Genomic DNA, 26,080 nt, shown 5'->3' with positions numbered 1-26,080 from the left:
CAGCGTTTTGCAGAGGTATCGCTTTTTATTATTAAGAGTCTTATACTGCGATCGGGGCTTTAATCGCTGGATGTGGATCATATCCCTCAATTGTCAGATCTTCCATTTCCATGTCAAATATGGATTTCTTGTCAGGATTGATTCTCAAAGTCGGCAGTTCTCTAGGTTCTCGTGAAAGCTGCTCTTTCACTTGTTCCAGATGATTGGAGTAAATATGAGCGTCCCCTATGCTGTGGATGAACTCTCCCACTTCCAGACCGCACTCATGGGCGATGAGATGAGTCAACAACGAGTAGGAGGCGATGTTAAATGGGCATCCGAGTAGCGAGTCCAAGCTGCGCTGCATTAAGAGGCAACTGAGTTTCCCTTCCGCCACAGAGAATTGGAACATCACATGGCATGGAGGTAAAACAGCCTTGCTCCCCTTTTTCCCTGCATCCACCACATCTTCCGGATTCCATGCGTTGACGATCAACCGACGCGAGTCCGGATTCGTTTTGATCTGCTCGATGACATCTTGCAGCTGATCAATCGGCTCACCATCGGAAGAAGTCCAATTCCGCCATTGTTTCCCGTAGACGTTGCCCAGGTCGCCGTACTTGGCGGCAAAATCATCATCTTCTAGAATGCGTTGGCAAAACTTGTCCAGTTCCATTTGATAAACTTGATTGAACTCCTCATCGACTAAACAACGTCTGCCGAAGTCCGTCATATCCGGTCCTGTGTAGTCGTCCGATTCCACCCACTTTTTGAACGCCCACTCATCCCAAATATGATTATTATGCTGCAAAAGATAACGAATGTTCGTATCCCCTTTGATGAACCAAAGCAATTCACTTGCGACTAGTCTGAAAGGGACCCGTTTTGTCGTGAGCAACGGAAATCCCTTATTCAGATCAAACCGCATTTGATAACCGAACAAGCTCAATGTTCCCGTTCCAGTCCTATCTTCTTTCTTTACACCTTTATCTAATATGTTTTGTAATAAGTTCAAATACTCCATTTCTGGATGTGCCATTCGTCTTAACACTCCTTGATTGAATAAAAATGATGATTGTTCGTCAAATACCCATTATATCTTGTAATCCTCTTTAAAAGGAGAAAAAGCACTTATCTTTTACTGAATTTATGTAACGTATGGCATTCTAACCAATTTAGAAAGCCGAAACGGTTTAGGATAACCATTTCGGCGGTGTGTTTTTGGACCAATAGATGTCGCCAATCGTGTGATGTGCCATAAAACCATCATGGGCGACATGGTAATGGAAATTGAAATAGTATCCTTCCTGCGGCCGTTTTTCGGTACGGACGTGGAAGCGGATCAAATCTTTCCTGGCATCCATGTCGAACACATGAAAAATCTTCTCGGAATAATTGCCCGCCGGCCGTTCGCTGATGGCGAGTCGCCGTTTATGTACATCATCTGAATTGGCGAGCGTCATATGAATCGCTTCTTCAATTTTCGGAAAGATAACTTCATCGAATTCACCTTGGATGACAGGTCCGATCTTGGAACCGAATTTCATATAGGATAATTCTTTTGCAGACGAGACAAGCGTTTCCTCAATCGAGATCGGTTGATCAATTGTTTCTGGTTCGAAATCGCGTTCAGCGACCGCAATCTGAAAGTCATCCGCACGAGAGGGGTGCAGTCCAGGATTGGCTTCATCCTTTTCCTGCAAGTTTGTCCAAAATTCATGGCTTGGAGAAATGGCGCCGAAGGTCAGAAGTGCAACCGTTACGATCAACGTTTTCTGCAACCACTTTTTCACTAATCTCACCACCCATTTGTGTACAATTTATAAAATGCTGCTGTCTTGTTGGACGAATAGCGATTGAAAAGGTTTCTTCTTTCTTCTTTTCATTGTACAATAAAAAATGAATAAATGTGTGTCTTTTTGAAGGAGGGTCATACAGATGAACGTTGAACTATTGATCGGTATCGGAATGCTCGCTTTGGTTCTATACTTAAGCTCTCTTAACTTTACGCATTAATCGTATGACAATACGGACAAGCCAAAAACGCCGCCTTTTCCAATTAGGAAAGGGACGGCGTTTTTCATTTGATCAAATACCCGAAATGGAACTTTGTATTTGGCCTTCTCACCCGCTCCATACTGAATCGCTCGAAAACGGTAGAATCGAATCGGTCTTTCACTACGATGCGACGCCGGCTGACGCGTAGCGCCTCTTCCCACCAAAGGTCTGTTAACAAGCTATGGACGCCCACTTCCCGGAGCGGTGTGAAATTGGACGATTCCTCAATCGGGGCATGAAACATCGGATCCAGATAGACGACATCCCAAGAGGCATCCGGTTGGGATTGCAAGAAGAGATGCGCGTCTGAGTGGATAACTTGAATCCGGTTCATCGCTTCCCGCAATTTATTGGCATCGGTCGGGAAAGTCTGCAATCCTCTGCTTGTTAAATAGGCAACATCCCGGTCTGCCTCTATGCCGGTCACCTGCCCCGATTCTCCAGTAACAAAGGAAGCCACGATGCTATCCGACGCCAAACCGAGGGTGCAATCGAGAAAAGAATCACCCGCTACTAGTCCCGCCGCTTCGACCAGCGGGTCCTTCTCCCCTTTGGATAGGCGTTTCAGTCGAAAGACGGCGGTATTCGGATGGAAGAAAAATGGCTTGTCCATGCCGATACGGAAAAGTTCAAACCGCCCTTTTCCGGCGACGATTACATGGGCTTGGTGGCGTCTTTGCAAATTCGCAATGGAAGCCTTTCGCCGCTCGACGAACGGATAACCGAGCGACCGGGACGCTTCCATCGCCAGTTCTAGTGATATTGCATCCGGCCGTCCCCCGGTGGTGATAATCGTACTCACTTGCCAACTTGGACGAGGACGTCTGCCAGATGGTCTTTGATCTGCTCCATCTGGAAATTCTCGATCTGTTCTCGTGGGATGAAATACGCCAGAGCTCCATCTTTCCAAAGGGCGATGGATGGCGAACTCGGTGGCACTTCCGGGAAATACTCCCGCATCTTTTCCGTCGCTTCCTTATCTTGGCCTGCAAATACGGTGAACAGATGGTCCGGTTTGATTTCGACTTCCTGTAAAGCTTCACGGACAGCGGGACGAGCTAAGCCCGCTGCACAACCGCAGACTGAATTGATGAGAATCAACGCTGTCCCTTCCACTGTTTCCATGATGCCCTCCACTTCTTCGGCTGTCGTCAATTCAGTGAAGCCCATAGTTACCATTTCTTCTCGCATCGGTTTATATACGCTGCGCATGTACTCTTCATAAGCCCTCATGATCAATAAACCCCTTTCTTCCTCAACTGTTTTTAAGACGCATTGATACGTTTATTCTTTTGGCGCGGCTGCCCTTGCTTCGGTCATTTGCTTCCATACCGATCCTTTTGCTTCTTCCCCTTCTTCAATCCGGGCGATGGCCATGCGGACTTGGAGCTTCACTTCGAATTCCGGATCGTTTTCCGCTTGTTTCAATGCAGGAAGCGCTTGTTCTGTGCCCGTTTCATATAAATACATCGCGGCACGCCAGCGGACCAACTTGTTTTTATCTTGCAACGCTTCCATCGCGGCTTGTTCAAACCTTGGAAATCCGAGGTCGCTCATACAATCGCCCGCCGTCCTGCGAACCGCCCAGCTTTTATCGTGCAACGCTTGTTGAATATACGGAATAACCGCCTCATCCTCGATCATGCCCAAGTAAACGGTAGCAAGGCGGCGGATGGACATTTTCTCATCATGGAGCGCTTTTTCGAGAAGCGGCAGATCGTCCAATTCCGGATCTGGCATCTGATCAAGCAATTGGAAACGCGTCTCCCAGGCGTCCACAGTAAATTCCTCCAACGTCACTTTCCGGCCGCGCTGACTCGTCCGCTCTTGTCCTTCTTCAACATTACGGATAATCTCTTGCAGACGATCATCCGGATAAGCCGCCTCGATTTCCTGGATGACGAGTTGCCCGATTTCCGATTTTTCTCCGTACCGGATGCCGTAATCCGCCCACTTGCGTAATAAAATATAGTTTTCCGTTTCAGAAGAATGGACCTGCTCCATCGCTTTCAGAAAACGTTCACTTAACCCGAACCGTTCCTCGGAAGTGCTATCAAACACTTTCACCTGTAGCGGTATATCTTTATACGTCTGGACATGTACATAGACTTCCCCGTACGTCTCATCAATGACTTCTTCCTGCGTCTCTGTCTGATCGCCTTGCTCATCGTTTAGTATGGCTTGCACTTCAGCAAGGATGGCTTCCCAAGGAACATTGGCAATCCGTTCAACTGCCATGAAGTCCATGACGTGATAAATTCCTTTGATGCCATGGATCCTGAGCAATTCCGATACCGGGGATTGTGCCGTGTCAGCATCACTTTTTTTATAATTATGTGCCACACCTTGCGGCAATTCCGTATCGAGCACGATTTTCATCGAGTTGGGACTCGGTGTCGGTTCGATCGTTTTAATCTTCAATGTAATTTTTCCTCCTTCATTAATTACGCCTCGGCGATGATATCTTCCTTTTCGAGCAATCATTTTTCTGAAATTAAATTGAATCGGCGATTTCCTGTAAATAAGACCAGCGTTCGATCAATGTTTCATATGCGTGGTTCAAGTCATCCAATGTTGCTGTTAAATCTCTTAATTTATCATAATCGGAGCCGGCTGCTGCCATTTCCTCCTCCGTCGAGGCAATCTGCTCCTCCACTTTTTCGATATCGGCCTCGATCGTTTCCCATTCCCGCTTTTCATTGTACGTCATCTTTTTCTTCGTTTCCTTCTTTACGGGCTCTGCCGGCTGCTTAACAGGTACAGACTCGCGCACCGGTTCACTGGCAGCCATCTCCAAATAATCGGAGTACAAGCCGTAATACATGTCAACTTGCCCCGTGCCATCCAGCACCCACAGCTTGGTCGACGTACGGTCCAGGAAAAACCGGTCATGGGAAATCGTGATGACGACTCCCGGGAATGTGTCAATGAACGATTCCAATACGGATAATGTCTCCAAGTCGAGGTCGTTTGTCGGCTCGTCCAGCAACAGGACATTTGGCTGCTCCATAAGCAGTTTCAGTAAGTAAAGCCTTTTCCGCTCCCCCCCGGATAATTTTCCGATTGGCGTCCCGTGTGTCGAGGTTGGGAACAAAAACCGTTCCAGCATTTGTGAAGCGGAAATTCTTACCCCATCCGCATCTTCGATATCATTTGATGTGTCGCGGATATACTCAATGATCCGTTTTGCATCGTCCATTTCAGGTATATGTTGATGGAAATGCGCAATTTTAACGGTCGATCCTTTTTCGATCATGCCATTGTCCGGCTCTATCTTTCCGGAAATCAGATTGAGTAACGTCGATTTTCCCGCTCCATTCGGTCCGACCACCGCAATCCGGTCTCCCGATTGAAGCAGAAACGAAAAGTCGGCAATGACTTGATTCCCATGGAAAGCTTTTGAAACGCTTGTCGCTTCCACCACTTTCCGACCGAGGCGGGATGTTTTCAAAGCTACATCCATGTCGCCTTTCTGCTCGCCTTTTTTTAATTTCTCTTCTAACTCTTCAAATCGTCCGATACGTGCTTTTTGTTTTGTCGAGCGCGCCTTAGCCCCCCGCCGGATCCATTTTAATTCCGATCGGTAGCGGTTGCGCATCTTGTCTTCCGTCGCGGCTGCCATTTCTTCCCGAAGTGCTTTTGTCTCGATGTAATCGCCGTAATTGCCTGTATGAGAATACAGTTTCTTATCCGCCAACTCGTAAATATGCGTCGCGACGGCATCGAGGAAATAGCGATCATGGGTGACGAAAAGGACGGCACCTTGCTCATTTATCAAATGATCCTGTAGCCACGTGATCGAGTGGACGTCCAAATGGTTTGTCGGTTCATCCAACAACAAAAGATCTGCCGGTTCGATCAGCACTTTCGCCAAGGAAACTCGCTTTTGCTGGCCGCCCGAAAGCTCACCCATCTTTTTATCGAACGTTTCTATTCCAAGTTTCGTCAGAATCGTTCGCGCTTTGGCATTCAGATCCCAAGCGTCGTGTGCATCCATCTCATTTTGAAGATTGGTGAACTGCTCTTGACAGGCCGCCGATTCCGGATTTTCAGATAATGCCTGAAGCGCATGCTCATAATCCAAGTTCAACTTAATGATGGGCGCATCACTCATGAAGACCGTCTCCATGACTGTCAGTGCGGGATTCACAATCGGTTCTTGGGGTAAATAGGCGATACGGTATTGGTTCGGATGATCTTTCGATATCGAATCGGCTTCCTCATCTCCAGCAATGATGGATAGAAGGGTTGATTTGCCCGTTCCATTGACGCCGATCAAACCTACTTTCTCTCCGCTCACTATTGTAAATGCAATATGTTGAAATAACGTTTTCTCCCCGACCGTCTTCGTCAGGTTTTCTACGATCAATTGACTCATACCTTCACTTCCATTTCTCATGACTCCATAGTTCTATCATAGCTGATTCCCGCTTGTTTTTGAAAGGGGATGATTTCGCGGGGATGCTTCTTACCCTATTTAAATAGGAAAAAGCTTGTTTAGGCAAAAGGTATATTCCCCTGCCTAAACAAGCTTGGTAACAATTTAGTTCACTTTCCGGCCTTCTTTGCCGATGGATTCCCAGTAAGCGTCACGAATTTGGACTTTCTGGATTTTCCCGGAAGCAGTTTTCGGTAGTTCATCGACGAATGTAATGCCGGTCACTGCTTTGAAATGAGCTAGTTTAGATCTGGAAAAATCAATGATTTCCTGTTCGGTTGCTGTCATATTCTCGCGCAGCACCACATAGGCATGCGGCGTTTCTCCCCACTTCTCATGCGGGACCGCAATAACAGCCGCTTCCAGAATGGCAGGATGGGCATAGAGGACACCTTCCACTTCAATAGAAGAGATATTTTCTCCGCCACTGATGATAACATCTTTCTTCCGATCCACGATATTTATATAGCCGTATTCATCAACCGTGCCCATATCTCCCGTCAACATAAAGCCATCTTGGAGCACTTCTGCGGTCGCTTCTTCATTTTTCCAATAGCCTTTCATGACGCCATGGCTACGGACAGCCACTTCACCAGCGGTTTCCCCATCATGCGGAACTTCATTTCCAAAATCGTCAATGATCCGGACATCCGCACCGATCATTGGATAGCCAGCTTTCGCTTTCAATCTGGTTTTTTCCTCATCGGATAAATGATCCAGATGAGACCGGATTGTCGAGACAAGACTAAGCGGGGAGGTTTCCGTCATGCCGTACACTTGGATAAATTCCCAACCGAGCTCTTCCTCGACGCGTGTAATAAAGGCGGGAGGCGGAGCCGAACCTGCGATAACAACGCGGACATCATGGTCGATGACCGGCTTATGCTGATCATAATATTGAAGAATTGAATTCAGGACGGTCGGAGCCATATGTAGAATCGAGACTTTATGCTCTTGGATTGCTCTGATAATCGACTCTGGCGTTGCCTTCCTTGAACAAATTTGCGATGCTCCATTCGCCGTATAATAGAACGGCGACCCCCAGCCATTCACGTGGAACATCGGTAAGACGTGTAGCAGAACATCACTATCTTGAATGCGGAGATGGTGCATCGTGCTAAGTGCATGAAGATAGTTATTCCGATGAGTCAACATGACCCCCTTCGGATTGCCTGTCGTCCCGCTCGTATACAACAAGCTGCAGACGTCATTCTCATCGAGCTCTGTTCGATCGAAAGTTTCAGTAGAAAAAGTAGCAAGCCAATTGTCGTAATCGATTTCATTTGTCTGCGAATCTTTGTAATGGACAATGATGTGACGAACCGAGTCCAATTGATCTTTGACTGGTTGAATCAATTCGTAGAGATCTTGGTCGACAAATAACACTTTCGATTCGCTATGGTTCAAAATGAATACATAGTCTTCCGGTTTCAGTCGGATGTTCAGAGGAACCATGACCGCCCCCACCTGATACACCCCGTAGAAGCCTTCCAGCATTTCAACCGAGTTCCCCGCCAAATAGGCGACATGATCACCTTTGCGGATACCGAGATCCTGTAAACCTCGGGATAATTGGTTGACCCGGCCATTCAACTCGTTATACGTAAAACTCCGGCCTTCGCAGTGAATGGCTTCCTTTTCCCCATATAAAGAAACCGCCCGATCGAGAAATTGTGGCAATACTAATGGTACATTCATTTCTCTACCCCCTCTGTTTTATTACAGTATATAACATTTAATATTGTTCGTCATTAGTAGAATTGGAAAGACTGGGAATTGCATTACTCTTTCCATTGTTATGAAAGGTATGGAAACAATAAAAAAGCACCCCCAAACGAGGTGCCTTGTTGTCAATTATACATGGACTGTGCCTTTTGCGAGGCGAGTTGCCAATTCTTTTGTTTTTTCCATGCCTTCCGCAATGATTTCCGCAGCGCGGTCGCGGTGTTTATTATGACCTTCGATGATGACTTCCTCGATGTCTTGAACCCCGAAGAACTCCATGATCATCCGGACATAGCTGACGCTCATTTCCATATGGCGCATGTGTGGTGCGGAGTAGACATCACCGCGTGCATTGAGGATGATCACTTTTTTCTCAGGCACCAAGCCGACTGGCCCTTCTTCCGTATATCGGAATGTTTCGCCTGCCCGGTAAATATAGTCGATAAACGTTTGGAGCGGTGCCGGAATGGTTTTATTCCAAAGAGGGAACACGAACACAACCGTGTCGGCTTTCATGAAGGCATCCAGTGCTTTTGTGGAAGCCGCTAGAATTCTTTGCTCGATTTCCGTCAGTTCCTCACCTTTCGCCTCTTTCCCCATGGCGGTAAGAAAATCTTGACCAAAATACGGCATATCCTCTTTGAAAACATCAAATGTTTCAATGGAGAGCTGATCGCCTTTTGATACTTCTTCCATGAACACATCGTACATTTTACTTGTTACGGCTTGATCCGCTGGCCGGTTATTCGCTTTGACTACTAATAAATTCATAAAGATCTGACTCCTTTATATGTAAATGTTTTTCTGAAATGAAAACCATCTATTATTATAGGTGAACGAGGGAAAATTCACAATTTGACTGCTTGAGAGGTTGGTCAAAGGTGAGGATGGCAATATAAAAGCATGCTCCCTTTGAGGAAGCATGCTTGCTTTCATGATTATCTGCGCTTTGTCAAACGACCAAGCAAGAATGCACCTGCTGCAAGTCCGATCATCGTGTTCGTTTTTTTATTAAATACTTGTTTGACGACTAAGTTCAAGTTTTGCGGCCTTTCCGCGAGACGGCGCATAAAATAACCGTACCAATCACTGCCGAATGGGACGTAGGTGCAAAAATTGTAGCCTTCCTTTGCCAATTCCAATTGCATATCGCGGCGGAACCCATATAGCATCTGAAATTCAAATTTAGCTAGAGGTATGTTATGTTCTTTCACAAACCGTTTGACGTGGTTGATGATGTGGTGATCATGCGTCGCAACAGAAGTGAATGTACCGTTCAATAAATGATATTCGATTAACTTGATAAAGTTCGCATCGATGTCTTTTTTATCCTGATAGGCATATTCTTCCGGTTCTTTATAAGCCCCTTTGACAATCCGGAGACGGTAGTCTTTATATTTCTTAATATCCTCCTCGGCCCGATAAAAGTAAGCCTGGATGACGGTTCCAATATTAGAGTGTTTGGTAGACAACTCATCCAAAATGTCGAATGAGGGTTGCAAGTGAGTATGATCTTCCATATCAATGTTTACGAAAATAGAATAGCTATTGGCTTTTTCCACAATCTCCCTTAAATTACTCAAACAAAATTGAAAATCAATGTCCAAGCCGAGTTGCGTTGGCTTCAAAGAAATGTGAGCATCCACCTCATGTTCATGAATTGCTTCGATCACTTCCAAAATCTGTTCCTTGGCGGCAGTCGCTTCATCCTTCTTAAGAACGAATTCCCCAAGATTGTCTACGGTGCATGAAATCCCATGCGCATTCAATTCTTTTATACTTTCAATCGTTTCCTCAATGTTTGTGCCTGCCACGACATTTTGTGCGCCAAGCTTCAAGCCATATTTTTTTGCCGCACTGTTAAGAAACTGATTTTGGGATAGGCCGATAAACAAATCCTTTAACATGACGCATGCTCCTCATTATATTATTTGACCCTTAAATATATTAATGCTTTCTTTCGTATAATATTTTAGTACACCTCTTATCTTTACCATTCCACTGTAAGAATAAAACCCGAGAGAGTGAATTCACTTCCCCGGGCTTGATTGTTAATTTACATTAAATGTTAAATTGGCCGACAATCTTCTCCAGTTCCTGTGACATATGGCTCATTTCATTTGAGCGATTTGCCACTTCATCGATGGAAGCGGAAGTTTGTTCAGTAGCTGCCGAAATATTATTTGTGGCATCTTCAATCAACCGTATCGATTGAGTCAACTGATTGATCAGCTCGACGACACGTTCCGAACTTTCCGCTTCAGCTGTCGTCATGTCGGATATCATCGTGATCTCTTCCACCGTTTCAGCTACCGCCTTCGAAATTTCGCTTAACGACTCAGCTGTCAATCGTACGGTTTCCGTTCCAGTTTCAATTAATTTCGTGCTTTCTGTTGTCGAATGGACGACGTCCTGGATACTCATCGTAATCTCCTGGACCAATTTTTCCACTTCCAATACTTCTTCATTTGACTGTTCTGCCAGTTTGCGCACCTCATCCGCAACGACAGCAAACCCTTTCCCATGTTCACCGGCACGTGCCGCTTCAATCGAAGCATTGAGCGCCAACAAGTTCGTCTGTGCCGCAATTGCCGAAATGGAGCCAGTAATGTCCTGAATCCTTTTCGTAGATTCAATCAGGTTTTGTACGGTCATGCTTGCTTCAGTGGAGGAATTGCGGATTTTTTCCATGTCCTCACGAATTTCATTAGCACGCCGTTGCCCTTCTGATGAAATCTCCATTGTGCTTCTAGAATTGTGGACAGTCACATCCGCTTTTTCCCTCGTATCTTGTAAATCTTCCGCCAAAGAATGAAGAATAGAAGACGCATTTTCCGCGTTCGTTGTCCCATCTGAAATCGACTCCACGGTATGCACCATATTCTGGGCAACTTGCTGGACTGCCGCTTGCATCTCATTCAAAGTAGCAGCCGTTTCAAAAGAGTTTTGGCTTAGTTGGACAGATGTCGATTGGATCGTCCCAATCATTTCGCGCAAATTGGCTGTCATAATATTTAGCGTCCGTCCCAGATCGCCAACCTCATCGTTGTCTTTGACAACCGTATCTTCAATCGCTAGATTTCCATTCGCAATCTCTTTCGCATGCGCTATCAAGGATGAAATTGGCTTTGTTTTTCTTCTGATCAAGTAAAGCGTAATAATCGATGCGATCAACATTGGGATCAGACTGATTAAGATGCCGTTTCGTACAACATCCCAAGTTCGTTCGCCTACGATAGACCCATCAAAATCAATGACACTGATCGCTATTATTTCCTTATCCGGATCATGGTCCTTGAAGATTGGAGCATAACCAGACAAACGTTGCATACCGCCTGCCTCATACAACTCCGAATAGGTAGGATGCTTCATGGAAAGCAGCATATCGATCGCTTTTTCATCCATATGGAAGGAATCTCCCGGTTTAAATCCTTTATCCCGCAAATTATCATCTAATGCGAGAATCGTCCCATCTAAATCGAGGATATACTGGGTTTCGAAAATATCTTTATGGTTGATCGTCCAGTTCAATTGCTTACCGACCGCTTCCCTCGTTGTCTCATCACCGGCCAACATCTTTTCGATATCGTCGGGACGAATCAGGCCCGTTGTGATATTCGCGCAACCATACGCCTCAACGCCTGCAGCGTCATATAATTTGTCGTATGCTGTTTTATAAGTGGAAAATGAAGTAATCGCTAGCATTGCAATCATTATTCCCACAATAATAGTCCCCAGTTGTACCGTTAATGTATTTCTCATCATTCTGCTCCCGTCTTTAAAAAGTGGCTCTATTGGAGGTTGTCTCAATTCCTATAATACTCTTAATTTCGACAGAAACAAAGAGATTTAAAGAATTAATTAGGTCAAATGAAGCACAATTGTTAAATATATATGTACAATATAACATACAATGCGAATAATTGGTGCAATCTGGATCATCTTACTCATTTGTATAAAAATAACAATGAAAAAAGCCATTCTGTAGAAGTAGAAATGGCTTTTTCATCGGGCAAACTAGATCACTTTTTTGGAAGGATAGAATTGAACGTATCGCCTTCTTCCAAATTGCCTGCCTCGAATCCTTTATAGAACCAATTTTTTCTTTGTTCGGAAGTTCCATGCGTGAAACTATCCGGTACGACATAACCACGGGCCCTTCGCTGAATCGTGTCATCCCCGACTGCACTTGCCGCGGTCAGCGCTTCTTCCAGGTCGCCTTCTTCCAAGTAGCCCATCCCTTGTGCATGATGTGCCCAGACACCGGCCAAATAATCGGCTTGCAGTTCGAAGCGGACGAGGTATTTATTGAACTCCGTCTCACCCATCCGGTTGCGCAGTGGCATGATTTCATCCGATATGCCGAGCAATGTCTGGACATGGTGCCCGACCTCGTGGGCGATGACATAGGCCATGGCAAAATCGCCCGGTGCTTGGAACTGGTTTTGCAGTTCATTATAGAAACTGAGGTCGATATAGAGCTTTTGATCGCCCGGACAATAAAATGGACCTACCGCCGAGCTGGCGGTCCCGCAGGCAGACTGTACGCTTCCTGTATATAAGACCATCGTTGGTTTTTTGTATTCAAGGCCCTGCTCTTCGAAAATGGATGTCCACACTTCTTCGGTGTCTGCCAACACGACGGATACGAAGTCAGCGAGCTCTTTTTCCTGTGCTGTTTCTTCATACGCTATATTGCTATCAGTTCCCGTGGACCCCATATTACCCAGCAGCTCCCCCGGGTCTCCGCCGAGAAACATGACAATGAGCACCAATACGATACCGCCGAGCCCACCGCCAATCATCATTCCTCCACCGCGGCCCCGCCGATCCTCGACGTTCGAACTGCCTCTTCTCCCTTTCCATTCCATAATCGTCCCTCCTCGATCTCCATCCAATGCAATCTAGTCACTACTGGTATACCCCCTAATGACAAAAATAGTGCATATAAATCTCTGAGGTTGTCATGGCATAGAAAAACACCTAGTCAAAACCGACTAGGTGTTCCTTTTTTTATCAAGCTCTCGCCAGCATGCGATCCAATGCCGAGATCGCTTCCTCCGCCGTTTGTTGATCTACCTTGATTTGATTGACATACTCGTTGTCGACGATGCATTCCAAGCTCCAGAGCAGATGTGGCAAGTCGATCCGGTTCATCGTCAGGCAAGGGCACATGCTCGGATTCAGCGAAATGATTTTCTTGTCCGGATGTGACTGGATCAACCGGTTCACGAGGTTCATTTCCGTCCCGATCGCCCACTCGCTTCCCGGTGCCGCGTTTTCGATCGTCTCAATGATGTACTTGGTCGATCCGTTGTCGTCCGACAGCTCGACGACTTCACGCGAACATTCCGGATGGACGATGATGCGCATATCAGGATGTTCATTGCGCACATCGATGACATTTTTCACCGTGAAATTCTCATGCACTGAGCAATGTCCTTTCCAGAGGATCACTTTGACGTCTTCCAAAGCCCCTTCGTATTCGAGCTTGTCTTGGATCGGATCCCACACGGCCATCTGCTCCAGCGGGATACCGATGTCATATGCCGTATTCCGTCCCAAATGCTGATCCGGCAAAAACAAAATACGTTCCCGTTGCGTAAACGCCCATTTGACCATCGCATGGGCATTCGACGACGTAACCGTGGCACCTCCGTTGCGTCCGACAAACGCCTTGATGGCAGCTGTCGAGTTGACATACGTCAACGGTACGATTGTCTCGCCAAACATTTCCGTCAAGGCGTCCCATGCGCGATCGGTCTGATAAATATCCGCCATATCCGCCATCGAGCATCCCGCCCGCATATCCGGTAAATATACACGTTGCTCGTCATTGGTCAAAATGTCCGCAGTTTCCGCCATGAAGTGAACGCCGCAAAAGACGATATGCTCGGCCTTTTCATTCGCTGCGCAAAGCTGGGCCAATTGCAAAGAATCCCCCGTCGCATCAGCAAACTGGATCACTTCGTCTTTCTGATAATGATGGCCGGGAATGAATAACTTATCCCCAAGTATTTGCTTGATTTCCCGGATTCGTTCTTCCATTTGCGACGTCGTCATTTCCCGGTATTCTTTTGGTAACGTTCCGCCCTGTTTCTCTTCAAAATATTGTAAGATCGACATTCTGATTCCTCCATTAGTTTGTAATGAATGACACGTTGGCGCTCAGATCCAACGCCTTCACCGAATGGGTCAGATAACCAAGTGAAATCATATCGACACCGGCTTCCGCATAAGCGCGGATATTGTCTGAATTAATATTGCCGGACGCTTCCGTGACAACGGTATTTGGCACGAGTCCGATCCATTCCTTAATCGTTTCCGGTGTGCAATTATCGAACATGATAATATCCGCTCTGGCGGCGATCGCTTCTTTCAGTTGCTGCATCGTTTCAATTTCCACTTCGATTTTGATCGTATGCCCGAGAGCAGAGCGCACGGTTTCGACCGCTTTTTCAATTGATCCACCCGCAAATGCAATATGGTTATCCTTCAGCATGACCGCATCATACAGCCCGTACCGATGATTCACACCGCCCCCTACACGGACGGCATATTTATCGAGCATACGAAGGCCGGGCACCGTTTTGCGGGTATCGCAAACCCGCGCCGCCGTCCCTTCCAGCTTGCGGACAATTGCCCGGGTCTCGGTTGCAATGGCGCTCATCCGCTGAATCAAGTTCAAAATGACCCGCTCGCTTTTCAACAAGCTCCGGACAGGGCCCGATGCGATGGCGACAGCATCGCCTTTTGCAATCGCATCGCCGTCTTTTACATTCATATTGACGATGATGTTCGGATCCATGACGTGCAGCCCTTCCTGAATCACCTGCATGCCACAAAAGATGCCATCCTCTTTTGCTGTGATCTCCAATTGCCCCGTCATATCTTCGGGGAATAAAAAATCCGATGAAACATCCTGGTCCCCGATATCCTCTATGTAAAACTGTTCAAGCATAGATCGTAATTTGATCGTATTCACGATGTCTGTCCCTCATTTCAATTCCGTTTCTCGATTGGATGATATGCGTGTTTCCGAAATGTCTTGATTCAGCCGGAAACTCTTCGCGGATATGTGCCCCCCGGCTCTCTTCCCGGAGAAAAGCCGACTTCGCGATGAGCTTGGCAGTCTGCAGCATGAAAATGGTCTGCATGTCGGAAATGGATTTCCCCTCTAATGGGACGTCGCAATTGTACCGGTCCAGCCATTGGAAGAGTTCCTCCAACCCTGCCCCTGAACGGATGATCCCCGCGTGCTGCATCATTTTTCGGCGGATTTCGTCCTGCATCGGCAATGCCGCTTCCGCTATTGAGTTCGTCCACATCTGACTGTCCGGTTCAAATAAAAGCAGTTCCTCCGGCAGTTCATTCAAAAATAATGCAAGCTTCCTTCCATAATATAGTCCTTCTAACAGAGAATTACTTGCCAGCCGGTTGGCCCCATGGACACCAGTCGCGGCCGTCTCCCCGAGTGCATAAAGACCCAGAACAGTCGTCCGTCCAACGCTATCCACGGCAATGCCGCCCATGAGAAAGTGGCAACCCGGTGCTACGGGCAGCATCCCTTTCTTGATCAAGATGCCGTTCCCTTCGCAGAGTTCGGTGATGGTCGGAAATTGCTTTTGGAAGTTGTCGATGCTGGATATATCAATAAATACCTCTTCCCCTTGCGCACGCAATCTGAAGACTTCATGTGCGACAATATGGCGCGGAGCCAGATCGCCGAGCGGATGCTTGCCTTCCATGACCGGCCTACCTGCGTTGTCCACCAAACGCCCACCCGCTCCGCGTACCGCTTCGGAAACGAGGCCAACCATCCGATTGTCTCCGGTAAGAAGAGTCGGATGGAATTGGATGAATTCCATATCAACGATGTCCGCTCCCGCCCTGTAAGCAAGTGCGATGCCGTCCCCGGTGATCGAAGGGTCATTCGACGTATGCTCATAGAGCCCACCGACACCGCCTGTAGCCAAAATAATATGTCGGCCGTAATATGTTTCGATGTGACCATCTTCGTCGATCGCCTTGACACCGATACACCTTTTCGATGAAGGATCGATGATCAATTCGAACACGAATCGGTTTTCCCTGATATCAAGGTCCGGTTTCTGCATGCGGATCAGATGCTCGGCCACCCATTTGCCGGACGAATCCCCACCGCAATGGACAATCCGGTTTCGGCTATGCGCGCCTTCCATTCCAAGTGCTATACGTCCATCCGAGCCATGGTCGAAAGACAGTCCTTGTTGCAGAAGTTCCTCAATGAGTGTTGGTCCTTCTTTTACCAAATTAGCGACTTCCTTGTAGTTGTGAAAGTCCCCTCCGGCTCGGATCGTATCTTCGTAATGAAGGGTAGGCGAATCATCTTTCCCGATGGCCGCGGCAATGCCTCCTTGGGCCCGGTAGGTATTGCCCGAACGAATCGTCTTTTTCACTAGTACTAGAATCTTCATATCTTGCTTCAAATGGTGGGCCAGTTGAAGCGCAGCGATGCCACCCCCAACGATAATACAATGATAGGTCATTTTGTTGACTGCCTCCCGACTAGTGTCTTGACACCTATCTTTACATATTTGCTTCGATATGACAAGATGAATCTACTAGATATTTTGGAGGAATCGATTATGTATTATTTTGACTACGCGGCGAGCACGCCTTTACTTCCTGCAGCATCCGAAGTGTTTTACACCTTGTCCGAACGTTGCTTTGGTAATACGAGCAGTCTGCATGAGTTTGGAGGCGAAGCACAAAACATGCTGGCCTATGCGAGGAATGAATTGGCTGGCATGCTTGGAGTAGAAGCGGATGGAATTTATTTCACAGGGGGCGGAACGGAAGGCAATCTGCTGACCCTTATTTCATTGGCGAAGGCCAATCGACATCGCGGGTCGCATCTCATCATGTCGGCGGGTGAGCATCCCTCCGTCGATTCTGCGATGGACTATTTAAAGATGGAAGGTTTTTCTGTTACAACGGTGCCATTCGGAAACGATGGAATTCTTGATTTGGATCTGCTGGAGCAGGCGATCCAGGAAGAGACAATTTTGCTATCCGTTCAGCATATCAACCCCGAAATCGGGACCATCCAACCGATTGAAGAGATTGCCGGGTTGATAGCGGGGCGCGGTATTTTGTTCCATAGCGACTGCGTGCAATCGTTTGGCAAGGTGGATGTACGCCCATTGGCTAATTGGGTCGATGCCATGACGGTTTCAAGCCATAAAGTGTATGGTCCGAAAGGGGTCGGGGCGGTATATATCCATCCGAAGCACCGCTTCTCCCCCGTCTTTCCGGGAGTCGTCCATGAAGGCGGGTTTCGGGGCGGAACAGTAAATGTACCCGGTATTGCCGCTTTCGTCACCGCCGCAAAGACGGCAATCGATGAAGAGTCGGAAAATCTGCTTTACCATTCATTACGGCAAGCTTTTTATGATAAAATAAAGAATATCAAAGAATTTTTCACTATATATGAAGCATCCGAGCCGGAGAAACAACTTCCGCAAATTATCGGACTTGGCATTAAACGAGTGGAAGGACAACTGATCATGCTGGAACTCAATCGGCACGGTTTCGCTATTTCCACCGGCAGTGCTTGCCAGGTCGGTCAACAGCATGCGTCCAAAACGATGGTCGCCATGAAAATCGATCCACAAATCGCCAAAGAATTCATCCGAATTTCATTCGGCCGGGACACGACAGTAGAAAGTGTTGAACTGTTGGCCGATCGCTTGATCCAAGTGGCTCGGCAGCTTGCACCATATACGGAAATCAACGGGTGAGGGGGATGATACGATATGAATGAAAATGAAAAAATCCTTGGGGAAGAACGTCGTGAAGTCATTCTCGACGCATTGCGACAAGCCGACCGACCGATCCCGGGACGGGAGCTCGGCGAGATGACAAATGTCAGCCGTCAAGTCATTGTGGGGGATATTACTTTGCTGAAAGCAAGAAATGAACCAATCATAGCGACGAACCAAGGCTACCTTTATCTACACGCCCATGCGGCGCCCCGGAAAGTGGAAAAAACGATCGTCTGCCAGCATCGGCCCGAACAGACTGAAGAAGAGTTGAATATCCTCGTCGATAATGGCGTGACGGTGAAAGATGTGAAGATCGAACATCCAGTGTACGGGGACTTGAGCGCTTCGATCATGGTGTCGAACCGCAAGGAAGTGCAGGCGTTCATTCGTGAAATTGATGATGCCAATGCCATTTATTTATCCAAACTTGCAGAAGGCGGCATTCACCTGCATACCCTATTAGCCGACAATGAACAGCAGATTAAGGACGCGGAGGAAGCGTTACGTAAAGCGGATATACTCGTCGAATGATGGGTAACCGCTTTTTTACCGCATATTGAAACCATATCGTGACTTGCACGTAAATAGAGAAAGACGTTGTTCATGAGGGGGATCAATATGGGGTTTAATGCTTTCGATCATTTCATGTTTTCCTACGGTTCTATCATTATTGGTATTGTGTTTTTTCTAGTGATTAGTGTTTTCGTTTTTATCATCGTGACCGGGATCAGCCAGTGGACGAAAAACAATAATTCTCCAAAATTGACGGTTCCCGCCGAAGTCATCACAAAAAGGACGAAAACCTCAGGTGGCAACGGCGATTCGTCTGCCAGCACGTGGTATTATGTCACCTTTCAAGTGGAAAGTGGCGACCGGATGGAATTAGGTGTCAGAGGAAACGAGTTCGGTATGCTGGCTGAAGGCGACGTGGGAATGCTTACTTTTCAAGGCACACGTTACCTGGAATTTGAACGGATACAACTCCATGGACCGAGTTGAAGGTTGAATCTGAAAACGCTCAAAGCTTCTGAAGATTTCGCTATTAATTGACCTTCCCTGTCGATTATTGTATAGTTTAGACATCCATGCGTTGATAATGGATGGGACATCGTATCGCTGAGGAGGAATAACATGTACCAGGGAAAAGTGAAATGGTTCAGTAATGAAAAGGGTTATGGTTTCATCGAAGCGGATGACGGGGAAGATGTGTTCGTCCACTTTACCGGTATTGTGTCCGAAGGATTTAGAACGCTAGATGAAGGACAGACCGTTTCCTTCGAGATCATCGAAGGGAATCGCGGCCCTCAAGCGGCGAATGTCTTGAAAATGGATGATGAGTGAACGTGATATGTCCCGTTGATACTAGATCAGCGGGACCTTATTTTGCAATTTTATTCATTTCTGAACCGAGAAACTGTAATTGCTCCCCTACCGTACATGTCGTAATGCAGAATTTATGGGCTTGTGTCTTTCCGTTATCTTTTGTCAATTGTCTCTTCAAAAAGCAATCATGGCAAAATGTATCGAGAATCTCATTGATTTCGGTCATGACCATAACTTTGTCCATTGTAACCTCCATAAGACAAGATTCCTCTATTTTAATACGCAATCGAGGATGTTGCAACTTTCATCGAAATAGGAGATGAATCACTATGATCGAATTATTTGTCGATGGGGCAAGCGCCGGAAATCCGGGAAAAAGCGGAATCGGCATATATTTGAAAGGCGATGGCCATCAAATCAGAATATCGGAACCGATTGAACCGACGGATAACCATACTGCGGAATTCCGGGCGCTGTTGCGTGGCATGGAAGAAGCCGCTAAATTGACAACTGGCATGGTGTCGGCGAAGTCGGATTCGCAAGTTGTCGTCCAGGCGGTAGAAAAAGAATTCGTGAAAAATGAAAAACATAAAGCCTGCTTATCCCGCATATTGGACATCGCGAACACCTTTGAATACTTTTTTATCAAATGGATTCCGGATGAACAAAATAAAGCTGCGGACGCCCTCGCGAGACAAGCATTACAAAAAGACGGAAGAGATGCACCTTGACATCTTTTCCGTCTTTTTATCTTTGTTCAGCAAGTGTTATCGTATTGAAAGCGAAGCGTTAGCTACAGAAGACTTCCACCTCAATAGGCGGCGAGATGAATGCAGTTTTATTCCCTGTTCAGGGTGATTAAACTCTCGCTGAACAAAGATAAAAGCCTCCGACGTACACGATGTACTAGTGCCGACAATGCCACAGGACGTGGCGTTTTTGTCGGCCGGCGGATGTCACGGATTTTTAAGAGGAGCTTTCGAGCGAGCTCGAAAAAATCCGGACACAATCACGCCGAGGCGTGATTGATCATGCTTTCATGAATGTCACCGTCTGATTTGCCAAATCATACAACACCCATTCCCGTTCACCGGCGACCGCACCGACATTCACCAAGACGTTTTCCCCGTCCACCGAATATGGTACGCCAAATTCGATTGGTATTTTGACGCCGCCACGCGATAATCCGGATTCGTGGCTATGACCGTAAAAAACTGGAGACCGATCGACATCAGCGTGAATGAGCGACCACGGGTCCCCACCCCACTGCCATTGATGACCATGGATGATTTTCGCGTCTCCGATCGAAAAGGTTTCAGGCATCGACAGCAATTTGTTGCGGAGGGTGTCTTCCGTATCCGTCAACAGAAGAATACGCTCTTCCTGGTTCCCGCGGACCGAAACAAAGGTCAACAGTTCCACCAATCCTTTTGGTAGGAGCATCACCTCTTCCATACTGGTGTACGTTTGGCCTTTAAGATCTTTTTTACTGATCGTACACTCAAATAAATCCCCTGTGCCGACCCGGATGGCATCCAGTGCTTTCGCCTCCATATCGGAGAGCACCACTTCCAAATCCTCTTTCGAAGAATGAATATCCCCTAACAACGCATATTTCATTAAGTCATCTACACATCCCTTGAAATCAAGTTGAAGATTTTTACCCTTTCTCGACAGGCGCATCCTCTTTCGAAATCCAATCGCTATAACTGCCAACGTAGAGGCGCACATTTGGATATTCCGCCTGTTTCAACATGGCATATAGAGGAGCCGCGGTCACTCCGCTGCCGCAATAGACCGTCACTTCTTCTTCCGGTTTCACAACGGACGCCAATTGTTCCCGGAGGGTCGCATCGGCATGGAAACGGCCGTCCTCCTTCAATTGTTCCCAATCGAAGTTGAGGGCGCCCGGGATGCGGCCGGCAATCGGGTCAATCGGTTCCACTTCTCCGCGAAAGCGCACAGCGGATCGGGCATCGACCAAGCGGCTACCGGTATCGCCCGCCACCGTCTGTTCGACAAACTCCCGGGAGGCATATAGCTCTTCATTCCATACAGGCTGGACAGCGGAACGAGCAGGGCTTGGTTCGAGAGTATCGACCGGAAGCCCTTTCGCTTGCAGTTCATCAAATCCTTCCAGCGCGATAACTGCATGTTGGAACCCTGCATAGTGGAGGAACCACCAAGCTCGTGGCGCGAAAGGACTCCCGCCTTGATCGTACACGATGATCAAATCGTCGAGTTCCAGTCCGCTCCTTCTGAAAAGCTCCGTCAAGGCATCTTTCTCGGGCATCGGATGGCGGCCGTCCTTTTTCGACATGTCCGACAGGTCCTTCAGCAAATCCCAATAGATCGCACCGGAGACATGGCTCTCGTTATAAAGCCGCCTACCTTCCCCGCTGTCTTGCAATGAAAAACGGGCATCGATCCATTTTGCTTGTTGAGTATTCAACTCATCTACTGAAACAAACACATTTGCCAATTATACCAACTCCTCCAACCGCAGTTTTTCGTAAATGGCACGCCATTCACCAAGCTCTTCGGTCGCTGACAGCAACGCACGCTCCGAAGCGATTTGGTCTAAGCTCTGTTTCAACAAATGTTGGCGAAGTCCTTCCGCTTCACTGTCAATCCAAGCGTCCGCCCATTTCTCCAATTTCTCTTTCTCTTTCCCGAGATAGACGGCAGCATCCTGTTTCATCAGTTCTTCCAGCTTTTCTTTCAGCACATCCCGGTCGCCTTTTTCAAAGAACGACTTCGGATTTTTGAACAATTTATTGACACTGCTATAGACGTTGGGATCAGCATACGGCGCTTCGAACGATAGCATCTCGGCATCCTGCGGCTCGTATGGCGCAGGGGCAAACGAGCCGTCCTTCTCCTGCAAATACGAAACTTCCTGGCGCTGTCTCGCCGTCAACTGCTTCACCATGAAGTTCAGCATCCGGAGATTGGTCACTTTCAACTCCTGGGTCAAATCAAACCCGACCATTTGAACCGTTTCAGCCAACGCATGTTTCAGTGCCCGATCTGTAGAGTAATTCGCAAAGACGGATGGATTGTAGGATTCTTTGAAGAAATCGAAGAATCGTAAAAACACGCGCTGCAAAATATAGTAAATTAATTCACCCAACTCATTATGGGCCGCCTTTGTCCACACTTCTGCAAAGTTATAAGAGAAATGCTGTCGGACTTCCCCTTCCAAACGATCCAACTCCGTCAAGCGCTCGGCTTTCCGTTTCATATTCGTTTCGGTCCGGGTAATGAGGGAGGCAAGTCGTTCGATCGTTTTCACGGTCTCTTCTTCCAGCGCTTGAACGGCCAACCCTTTCAAGTCATGCTCCAAGAAATGATGGAATTTCTCTTCGAATATGCCCATGAGCGGATCGGTTTGTCCGTCCAGTTTTGCTTCCAATGCCCGCAAGCTAGAAATGCCGTGCACGCGTGGTCTACGGATACCGAACTTATGCAGCTCCTCGGCAACAAACGTTTTTACAGCTTCCGCTTCCTCCTCATCGTTCGCCAAATCAATGGCGTTGACGATAAAGAACATCTTGTCCAACTCGAATGCGTCTTTCACCCGGCCCAATTGGACGAGGAATTCCCGGTCCGCCCGTGCGAACGCATGATTATAATACGTAACGAACAAAATGGCGTCCGCATTCCGGATATACTCAAACGCGACATCGGTATGACGCGCATTGATCGAATCGGCTCCAGGCGTATCAACGAGCGTAATCCCCTTGCGCGTCAGCTCGCAATCAAAATAAAAATCGATCGATTCGACAAAACAACTGCGGTCTTCCTCGGCGACGAAACGGACAAACTCTTCCCGTTCCACGTTGACTGTCGATCCGAGCACATCGCGATAGACCGGATATCCTTTTTGGAAAGCGGAGATGAACGCTTTATGAATATGAAGGTTTTCATCAGCCAACTCGATTGTGAGCGCTTCGTCCGCCTTCAGGAACGCCTCGTCCAATGTAGCGACCTGGACCCCCACTTCTTCAAACGACCGGCAAACATCCTCCGTCATCCGCTCCTCTGTCTTCAGCAACACATCCGCGGTGTCATCCGCTTTCCCGGCTTCCACAGGCTTGATGCGGTTAATGGCCGCCGTTGTTGGATTCGGAGATACAGGCAACACCTTTTCTCCGATCAAAGCGTTGGAGAATGATGATTTACCCGCACTGAACGCACCAAACAACGCGACGGTGAATTGCTGACCTTCCAGCCGATCCGCTTTGCGCTTCAAATACTCAGACATCTCTTGAAAACCAGGGATCCGATCGACCGATTTGGCGACGTGAACCGCATGATCGATCACCGATCCCGAATCGGACGCTTCATCAGTGAGCACAACTGGAGCTTCCTCTTGAAGGCTTTCCGGATCGACGGCTACTCGCTCCGTTTCAGGGAGCTCTTCATAATCCGCCATTTCTACAATTTCTTTTGCCTTCCATTGTTGCAACAGCGATTCACTTCGCTCAAGAGCTTGTTTGGAAGGATCGGCAATACTTGTTTCCAATGTGTCCAGGCGCTTTCCGACCTGTACCACTTGGTCAATGGCGAACAATTTCTCCTCCAGCCGTCGCACTTTCTGTTCCAGCATTCCTGTCTTTTCATTCCCTGCTTCGGAAGCGATCGCGGCCATTTCATTTTTCCAAGGCTCGGTCATCCGACGAAATGCCAGATGGATGGCAGACCGCATGCGATCCGAATAATTCAGTATGGCATCGCCCGTAATCGTGTCAGAGACGTTGAACTCTTTTTCAATATCGCTGAATGGGACAGACAAATCTAGTCCATCTATGGCCAGGGAACGTTCATCCGTCAAGATTCCGGCTTCTTTCAATGATTTTTTCATCAAGGTTTTCAGATGGACTTCAATATGCGTATGGATAAGCTTCGTGATGTTGTCCGCCAACGCTTGTTTTCGCCGCTCCCGTTCTTCCGCGGTCTTTTTGGCACCGAATAGGAAGCCTACTTTAAAACGGGAAGACAACGACTCCAAATATTCCTTCAATAACTCACGCGTTTCATACGGCGTGATGGCAGCGCTTTGTAATAGACTATCCCGTTCCTTTTCATAGGCAATCGCAAAGCCATCGCCTGACAGGCGTCCCAACATATTTTTGGCGTCAGAGGCTTCCTCCGCCAACTCTTCCCGCTGCGACCATTCCTCTTCCGACACCACTTCTGAAAAATTATTTTTCCGTTCTTCCATTTCATCTTTCAAAAACTGGATATGTTCATCTTTCAACTTTAATAGTGTCTGCTGTGCGTTCACAGCTAATTGCTCTCTCCAGTTTTCCATGGAGCCTTCGACAATCGCCTTCACTTGCTCGAAGTCATTCTCGGGCAAATCGTTCCGTTTTAGTGAAGTATAGAAAATCCCCTTTGGAATGACTCCCCACGTTTTAAAGGAATCCTCTACGGACTTCTTGAACGCTTCAAACGATAATTCGCTCTCCCGATGCTTATCGATTTGGTTGATGATCAAATATACGTTTTCATTGTACCGCATCAGTTCTTTCGTAAAACGGAAGTTCAGCTCCGACTGGACATGGTTGTAATCCATCGTATAAAAGACGATATCCGCCAAATGCAGGGCAGATTCGGTGGACAAGCGGTGAGCATCGTCCGTCGAGTCGACGCCCGGCGTATCCATCACCGTGATACCTTCTGGCAAATTGGATGCTGTATGGCCAATTTCAATCAGTGCCACCGCAGCCCCATCCTTGCTAAATTTCTTTAGCGCATTGGGAAAGCCATGTCCGTTATATTTCACTGCTTTGCCGTCGGTATAGTGGATAATGGCATAATCGGTATCAGTCTTTTGTACTTTCACGATATTGGCACTCGTCGGAATCGGGCTCGATGGCAAGAGATCTCCCCCAGTCAACGCATTGATCATGGATGATTTCCCAGCCGAAAAATGGCCCGCAAAGCCGATCGTATATTCTTGGCGGAGCAGTTTCTCCGCAAATAGGGCTGTTTTATTAAATCGCTCTTCGTCTTCATGTTCTTTAAAGTACTGTCCAAGTAACACCGTTTGTTGAATCAAATTCTCTATTTCAGGCATATCATGTTCGATCCCTTCATCAATTGCTTCTCATATCATACCATTTTTGAACTGTTAAAGCCGGGCATTTTTATCAAAAGATAAATTTTCCGTCAACTCGTTTTTACGTCTTTATTCATGGTATAATCGAACTACCATAACACTCAGAAAGGTGGAACCCAAATGACTACGACATCCAAGAACGTCCAAATGATTTTAAATGGAACCATTTCTTCCTTATCGACCGTCATTCCGGTTAAATTGGATGTCCTCGCTCCATCCATGACCGTCCAGCCATATGAACAAATGGAGTTAAGCGTGTTGATCGGCTTGGTTGGCGATATTAAAGGTAGGCTGTTGATCGACGTTACTGAAGAAGCGATCGACGTGATTGGGCAATCAATGTTCGGTATGAAAATCGAAGGGGAAATGGTGGAATCGTTTACCGGGGAGCTCGGCAATATGGTCGCTGGCAATCTATGTACCGTACTGGAAAATGATGGCGTCAAACTCGATATTTCCCCGCCCACTGTCATGACCGGGAAAACGAAGATGTACGGCTTCAAACAAGCCTTCAAACTCCCAATCCAACTCGAAGGCGGTAACATGCTCACCGTATTGTTAACGATTGATGAAGGGTAGATACATACGGTCACACAACGACAAAAGCTCCTCCAGAATAACTGG

Annotated in this window: 24 protein-coding genes; 6 read left to right on the top strand and 18 right to left on the bottom strand. The window is 47.2% G+C overall.

Features of this window, described 5'->3' with window-relative positions; translation table 11 throughout:
• Window positions 1-40 precede the first annotated feature (40 nt).
• From AB1K83_RS11995 to nadB, 14 genes are all read right to left on the bottom strand, one after another.
• Complete coding sequence (locus AB1K83_RS11995) at window positions 41-1,018, bottom strand: thymidylate synthase (RefSeq protein WP_413058429.1); 978 nt, start codon at window positions 1,016-1,018, stop codon at window positions 41-43.
• 154 nt (window positions 1,019-1,172) lie between these two features.
• Entirely contained in the window at window positions 1,173-1,772 is a 600-nt protein-coding gene (locus tag AB1K83_RS11990; RefSeq protein ID WP_413058428.1) for a YpjP family protein, read from the bottom strand.
• Window positions 1,773-2,059: 287 nt separating this feature from the next.
• Window positions 2,060-2,839, bottom strand: coding sequence for a class I SAM-dependent methyltransferase (locus tag AB1K83_RS11985; protein WP_413058427.1), 780 nt, complete (start codon window positions 2,837-2,839; stop codon window positions 2,060-2,062).
• Window positions 2,836-3,270: a BrxA/BrxB family bacilliredoxin gene (locus AB1K83_RS11980; RefSeq protein WP_413058426.1), complete on the bottom strand. Its 435-nt coding sequence runs from the start codon at window positions 3,268-3,270 to the stop codon at window positions 2,836-2,838. Before AB1K83_RS11980 ends, AB1K83_RS11985 begins: the two co-directional genes overlap by 4 nt.
• A gap of 51 nt (window positions 3,271-3,321) precedes the next feature.
• The gene (locus tag AB1K83_RS11975; protein ID WP_413058425.1) at window positions 3,322-4,458 is read right to left on the bottom strand and encodes a conserved virulence factor C family protein; all 1,137 of its coding nucleotides are present in this window, start codon (window positions 4,456-4,458) and stop codon (window positions 3,322-3,324) included.
• Window positions 4,459-4,531: 73 nt separating this feature from the next.
• On the bottom strand, window positions 4,532-6,415 hold the full coding sequence (locus AB1K83_RS11970) for an ABC-F family ATP-binding cassette domain-containing protein (protein ID WP_413058424.1): 1,884 nt from the start codon (window positions 6,413-6,415) through the stop codon (window positions 4,532-4,534).
• 165 nt (window positions 6,416-6,580) lie between these two features.
• Window positions 6,581-8,173, bottom strand: a complete 1,593-nt coding sequence (locus AB1K83_RS11965) for a long-chain-fatty-acid--CoA ligase (protein WP_413058423.1) — start codon at window positions 8,171-8,173, stop codon at window positions 6,581-6,583.
• Between the two features lie 156 nt (window positions 8,174-8,329).
• The gene (locus tag AB1K83_RS11960; RefSeq protein ID WP_413058422.1) at window positions 8,330-8,971 is read right to left on the bottom strand and encodes an FMN-dependent NADH-azoreductase; all 642 of its coding nucleotides are present in this window, start codon (window positions 8,969-8,971) and stop codon (window positions 8,330-8,332) included.
• A gap of 167 nt (window positions 8,972-9,138) precedes the next feature.
• Entirely contained in the window at window positions 9,139-10,107 is a 969-nt protein-coding gene (locus AB1K83_RS11955) for a proline dehydrogenase family protein (RefSeq protein WP_413058421.1), read from the bottom strand.
• A 154-nt stretch (window positions 10,108-10,261) separates the two neighbouring features.
• The gene (locus tag AB1K83_RS11950; RefSeq protein ID WP_413058420.1) at window positions 10,262-11,965 is read right to left on the bottom strand and encodes a methyl-accepting chemotaxis protein; all 1,704 of its coding nucleotides are present in this window, start codon (window positions 11,963-11,965) and stop codon (window positions 10,262-10,264) included.
• 257 nt (window positions 11,966-12,222) lie between these two features.
• A complete protein-coding gene (locus AB1K83_RS11945) occupies window positions 12,223-13,071 on the bottom strand; it encodes a neutral zinc metallopeptidase (protein WP_413058419.1) in 849 nt (282 codons plus the stop codon).
• A gap of 145 nt (window positions 13,072-13,216) precedes the next feature.
• Entirely contained in the window at window positions 13,217-14,326 is a 1,110-nt protein-coding gene (nadA, locus tag AB1K83_RS11940) for a quinolinate synthase NadA (RefSeq protein WP_413058418.1), read from the bottom strand.
• A gap of 13 nt (window positions 14,327-14,339) precedes the next feature.
• Complete coding sequence (gene nadC, locus AB1K83_RS11935) at window positions 14,340-15,185, bottom strand: carboxylating nicotinate-nucleotide diphosphorylase (protein WP_413058417.1); 846 nt, start codon at window positions 15,183-15,185, stop codon at window positions 14,340-14,342.
• A complete protein-coding gene (gene nadB, locus AB1K83_RS11930) occupies window positions 15,154-16,728 on the bottom strand; it encodes an L-aspartate oxidase (RefSeq protein WP_413058416.1) in 1,575 nt (524 codons plus the stop codon). Before nadB ends, nadC begins: the two co-directional genes overlap by 32 nt.
• A 99-nt stretch (window positions 16,729-16,827) precedes the next feature.
• Between nadB and AB1K83_RS11925 the strand changes: the two genes are divergently transcribed.
• From AB1K83_RS11925 to AB1K83_RS11910, 4 genes are all read left to right on the top strand, one after another.
• On the top strand, window positions 16,828-17,982 hold the full coding sequence (locus AB1K83_RS11925) for an IscS subfamily cysteine desulfurase (protein WP_413058415.1): 1,155 nt from the start codon (window positions 16,828-16,830) through the stop codon (window positions 17,980-17,982).
• A 15-nt stretch (window positions 17,983-17,997) separates the two neighbouring features.
• Entirely contained in the window at window positions 17,998-18,537 is a 540-nt protein-coding gene (locus AB1K83_RS11920) for a transcription repressor NadR (RefSeq protein WP_413058414.1), read from the top strand.
• Window positions 18,538-18,624: 87 nt separating this feature from the next.
• Entirely contained in the window at window positions 18,625-19,005 is a 381-nt protein-coding gene (locus tag AB1K83_RS11915) for a DUF2500 domain-containing protein (protein WP_413058413.1), read from the top strand.
• A 132-nt stretch (window positions 19,006-19,137) separates the two neighbouring features.
• Window positions 19,138-19,347, top strand: coding sequence for a cold-shock protein (locus tag AB1K83_RS11910; RefSeq protein WP_413058412.1), 210 nt, complete (start codon window positions 19,138-19,140; stop codon window positions 19,345-19,347).
• Window positions 19,348-19,384: 37 nt separating this feature from the next.
• On the opposite strand, the gene AB1K83_RS11905 is transcribed toward AB1K83_RS11910, so the two are convergent.
• The gene (locus AB1K83_RS11905; protein WP_413058411.1) at window positions 19,385-19,573 is read right to left on the bottom strand and encodes a zinc-finger domain-containing protein; all 189 of its coding nucleotides are present in this window, start codon (window positions 19,571-19,573) and stop codon (window positions 19,385-19,387) included.
• Between the two features lie 85 nt (window positions 19,574-19,658).
• Between AB1K83_RS11905 and AB1K83_RS11900 the strand changes: the two genes are divergently transcribed.
• Window positions 19,659-20,060 (top strand): ribonuclease HI family protein, encoded by a 402-nt coding sequence (locus AB1K83_RS11900; protein ID WP_413058410.1) that lies wholly within the window; start codon window positions 19,659-19,661, stop codon window positions 20,058-20,060.
• Window positions 20,061-20,358: 298 nt separating this feature from the next.
• Here the strand turns inward: AB1K83_RS11900 and AB1K83_RS11895 are convergent, their stop codons facing one another.
• Genes AB1K83_RS11895 through AB1K83_RS11885 form a run of 3 tightly spaced genes read right to left on the bottom strand, consistent with a single transcriptional unit; the run spans window position 20,359 to window position 25,414 of the window.
• The gene (locus AB1K83_RS11895; protein ID WP_413058409.1) at window positions 20,359-20,949 is read right to left on the bottom strand and encodes a metallophosphoesterase family protein; all 591 of its coding nucleotides are present in this window, start codon (window positions 20,947-20,949) and stop codon (window positions 20,359-20,361) included.
• 40 nt (window positions 20,950-20,989) lie between these two features.
• Window positions 20,990-21,802 carry a sulfurtransferase gene (locus tag AB1K83_RS11890; RefSeq protein WP_413058496.1) on the bottom strand — a complete coding sequence of 271 codons (813 nt, stop codon included), beginning with the start codon at window positions 21,800-21,802 and terminating at the stop codon, window positions 20,990-20,992.
• Window positions 21,803-21,811: 9 nt separating this feature from the next.
• Window positions 21,812-25,414 carry a dynamin family protein gene (locus AB1K83_RS11885; protein WP_413058408.1) on the bottom strand — a complete coding sequence of 1,201 codons (3,603 nt, stop codon included), beginning with the start codon at window positions 25,412-25,414 and terminating at the stop codon, window positions 21,812-21,814.
• A gap of 162 nt (window positions 25,415-25,576) precedes the next feature.
• Between AB1K83_RS11885 and AB1K83_RS11880 the strand changes: the two genes are divergently transcribed.
• Window positions 25,577-26,035 carry a chemotaxis protein CheX gene (locus AB1K83_RS11880; protein ID WP_413058407.1) on the top strand — a complete coding sequence of 153 codons (459 nt, stop codon included), beginning with the start codon at window positions 25,577-25,579 and terminating at the stop codon, window positions 26,033-26,035.
• Window positions 26,036-26,080 lie beyond the last annotated feature (45 nt).

The organism is Sporosarcina sp. 179-K 3D1 HS (assembly GCF_047228905.1).
Classification (GTDB): domain Bacteria; phylum Bacillota; class Bacilli; order Bacillales_A; family Planococcaceae; genus Sporosarcina.
Note: the sequence above shows the minus strand (reverse complement) of the source record. Positions and strands in the feature narration are given on the sequence as shown.

Coding starts and splice junctions, on each gene's coding strand:
- AB1K83_RS11895 (WP_413058409.1), bottom strand. CDS start 20,949: ATGAAATATGCGTTGTTAGGGGATATTCATTCTTCGAAAGAGGATTTG.
- AB1K83_RS11925 (WP_413058415.1), top strand. CDS start 16,828: ATGTATTATTTTGACTACGCGGCGAGCACGCCTTTACTTCCTGCAGCA.
- AB1K83_RS11960 (WP_413058422.1), bottom strand. CDS start 8,971: ATGAATTTATTAGTAGTCAAAGCGAATAACCGGCCAGCGGATCAAGCC.
- AB1K83_RS11955 (WP_413058421.1), bottom strand. CDS start 10,107: ATGTTAAAGGATTTGTTTATCGGCCTATCCCAAAATCAGTTTCTTAAC.
- AB1K83_RS11915 (WP_413058413.1), top strand. CDS start 18,625: ATGGGGTTTAATGCTTTCGATCATTTCATGTTTTCCTACGGTTCTATC.
- AB1K83_RS11980 (WP_413058426.1), bottom strand. CDS start 3,270: ATGAGGGCTTATGAAGAGTACATGCGCAGCGTATATAAACCGATGCGA.
- AB1K83_RS11995 (WP_413058429.1), bottom strand. CDS start 1,018: ATGGCACATCCAGAAATGGAGTATTTGAACTTATTACAAAACATATTA.
- AB1K83_RS11885 (WP_413058408.1), bottom strand. CDS start 25,414: ATGCCTGAAATAGAGAATTTGATTCAACAAACGGTGTTACTTGGACAG.
- AB1K83_RS11945 (WP_413058419.1), bottom strand. CDS start 13,071: ATGGAATGGAAAGGGAGAAGAGGCAGTTCGAACGTCGAGGATCGGCGG.
- AB1K83_RS11970 (WP_413058424.1), bottom strand. CDS start 6,415: ATGAGTCAATTGATCGTAGAAAACCTGACGAAGACGGTCGGGGAGAAA.
- AB1K83_RS11920 (WP_413058414.1), top strand. CDS start 17,998: ATGAATGAAAATGAAAAAATCCTTGGGGAAGAACGTCGTGAAGTCATT.
- AB1K83_RS11910 (WP_413058412.1), top strand. CDS start 19,138: ATGTACCAGGGAAAAGTGAAATGGTTCAGTAATGAAAAGGGTTATGGT.
- AB1K83_RS11950 (WP_413058420.1), bottom strand. CDS start 11,965: ATGATGAGAAATACATTAACGGTACAACTGGGGACTATTATTGTGGGA.
- AB1K83_RS11900 (WP_413058410.1), top strand. CDS start 19,659: ATGATCGAATTATTTGTCGATGGGGCAAGCGCCGGAAATCCGGGAAAA.
- AB1K83_RS11880 (WP_413058407.1), top strand. CDS start 25,577: ATGACTACGACATCCAAGAACGTCCAAATGATTTTAAATGGAACCATT.
- nadB (WP_413058416.1), bottom strand. CDS start 16,728: ATGACCTATCATTGTATTATCGTTGGGGGTGGCATCGCTGCGCTTCAA.
- AB1K83_RS11905 (WP_413058411.1), bottom strand. CDS start 19,573: ATGGACAAAGTTATGGTCATGACCGAAATCAATGAGATTCTCGATACA.
- nadA (WP_413058418.1), bottom strand. CDS start 14,326: ATGTCGATCTTACAATATTTTGAAGAGAAACAGGGCGGAACGTTACCA.
- AB1K83_RS11965 (WP_413058423.1), bottom strand. CDS start 8,173: ATGAATGTACCATTAGTATTGCCACAATTTCTCGATCGGGCGGTTTCT.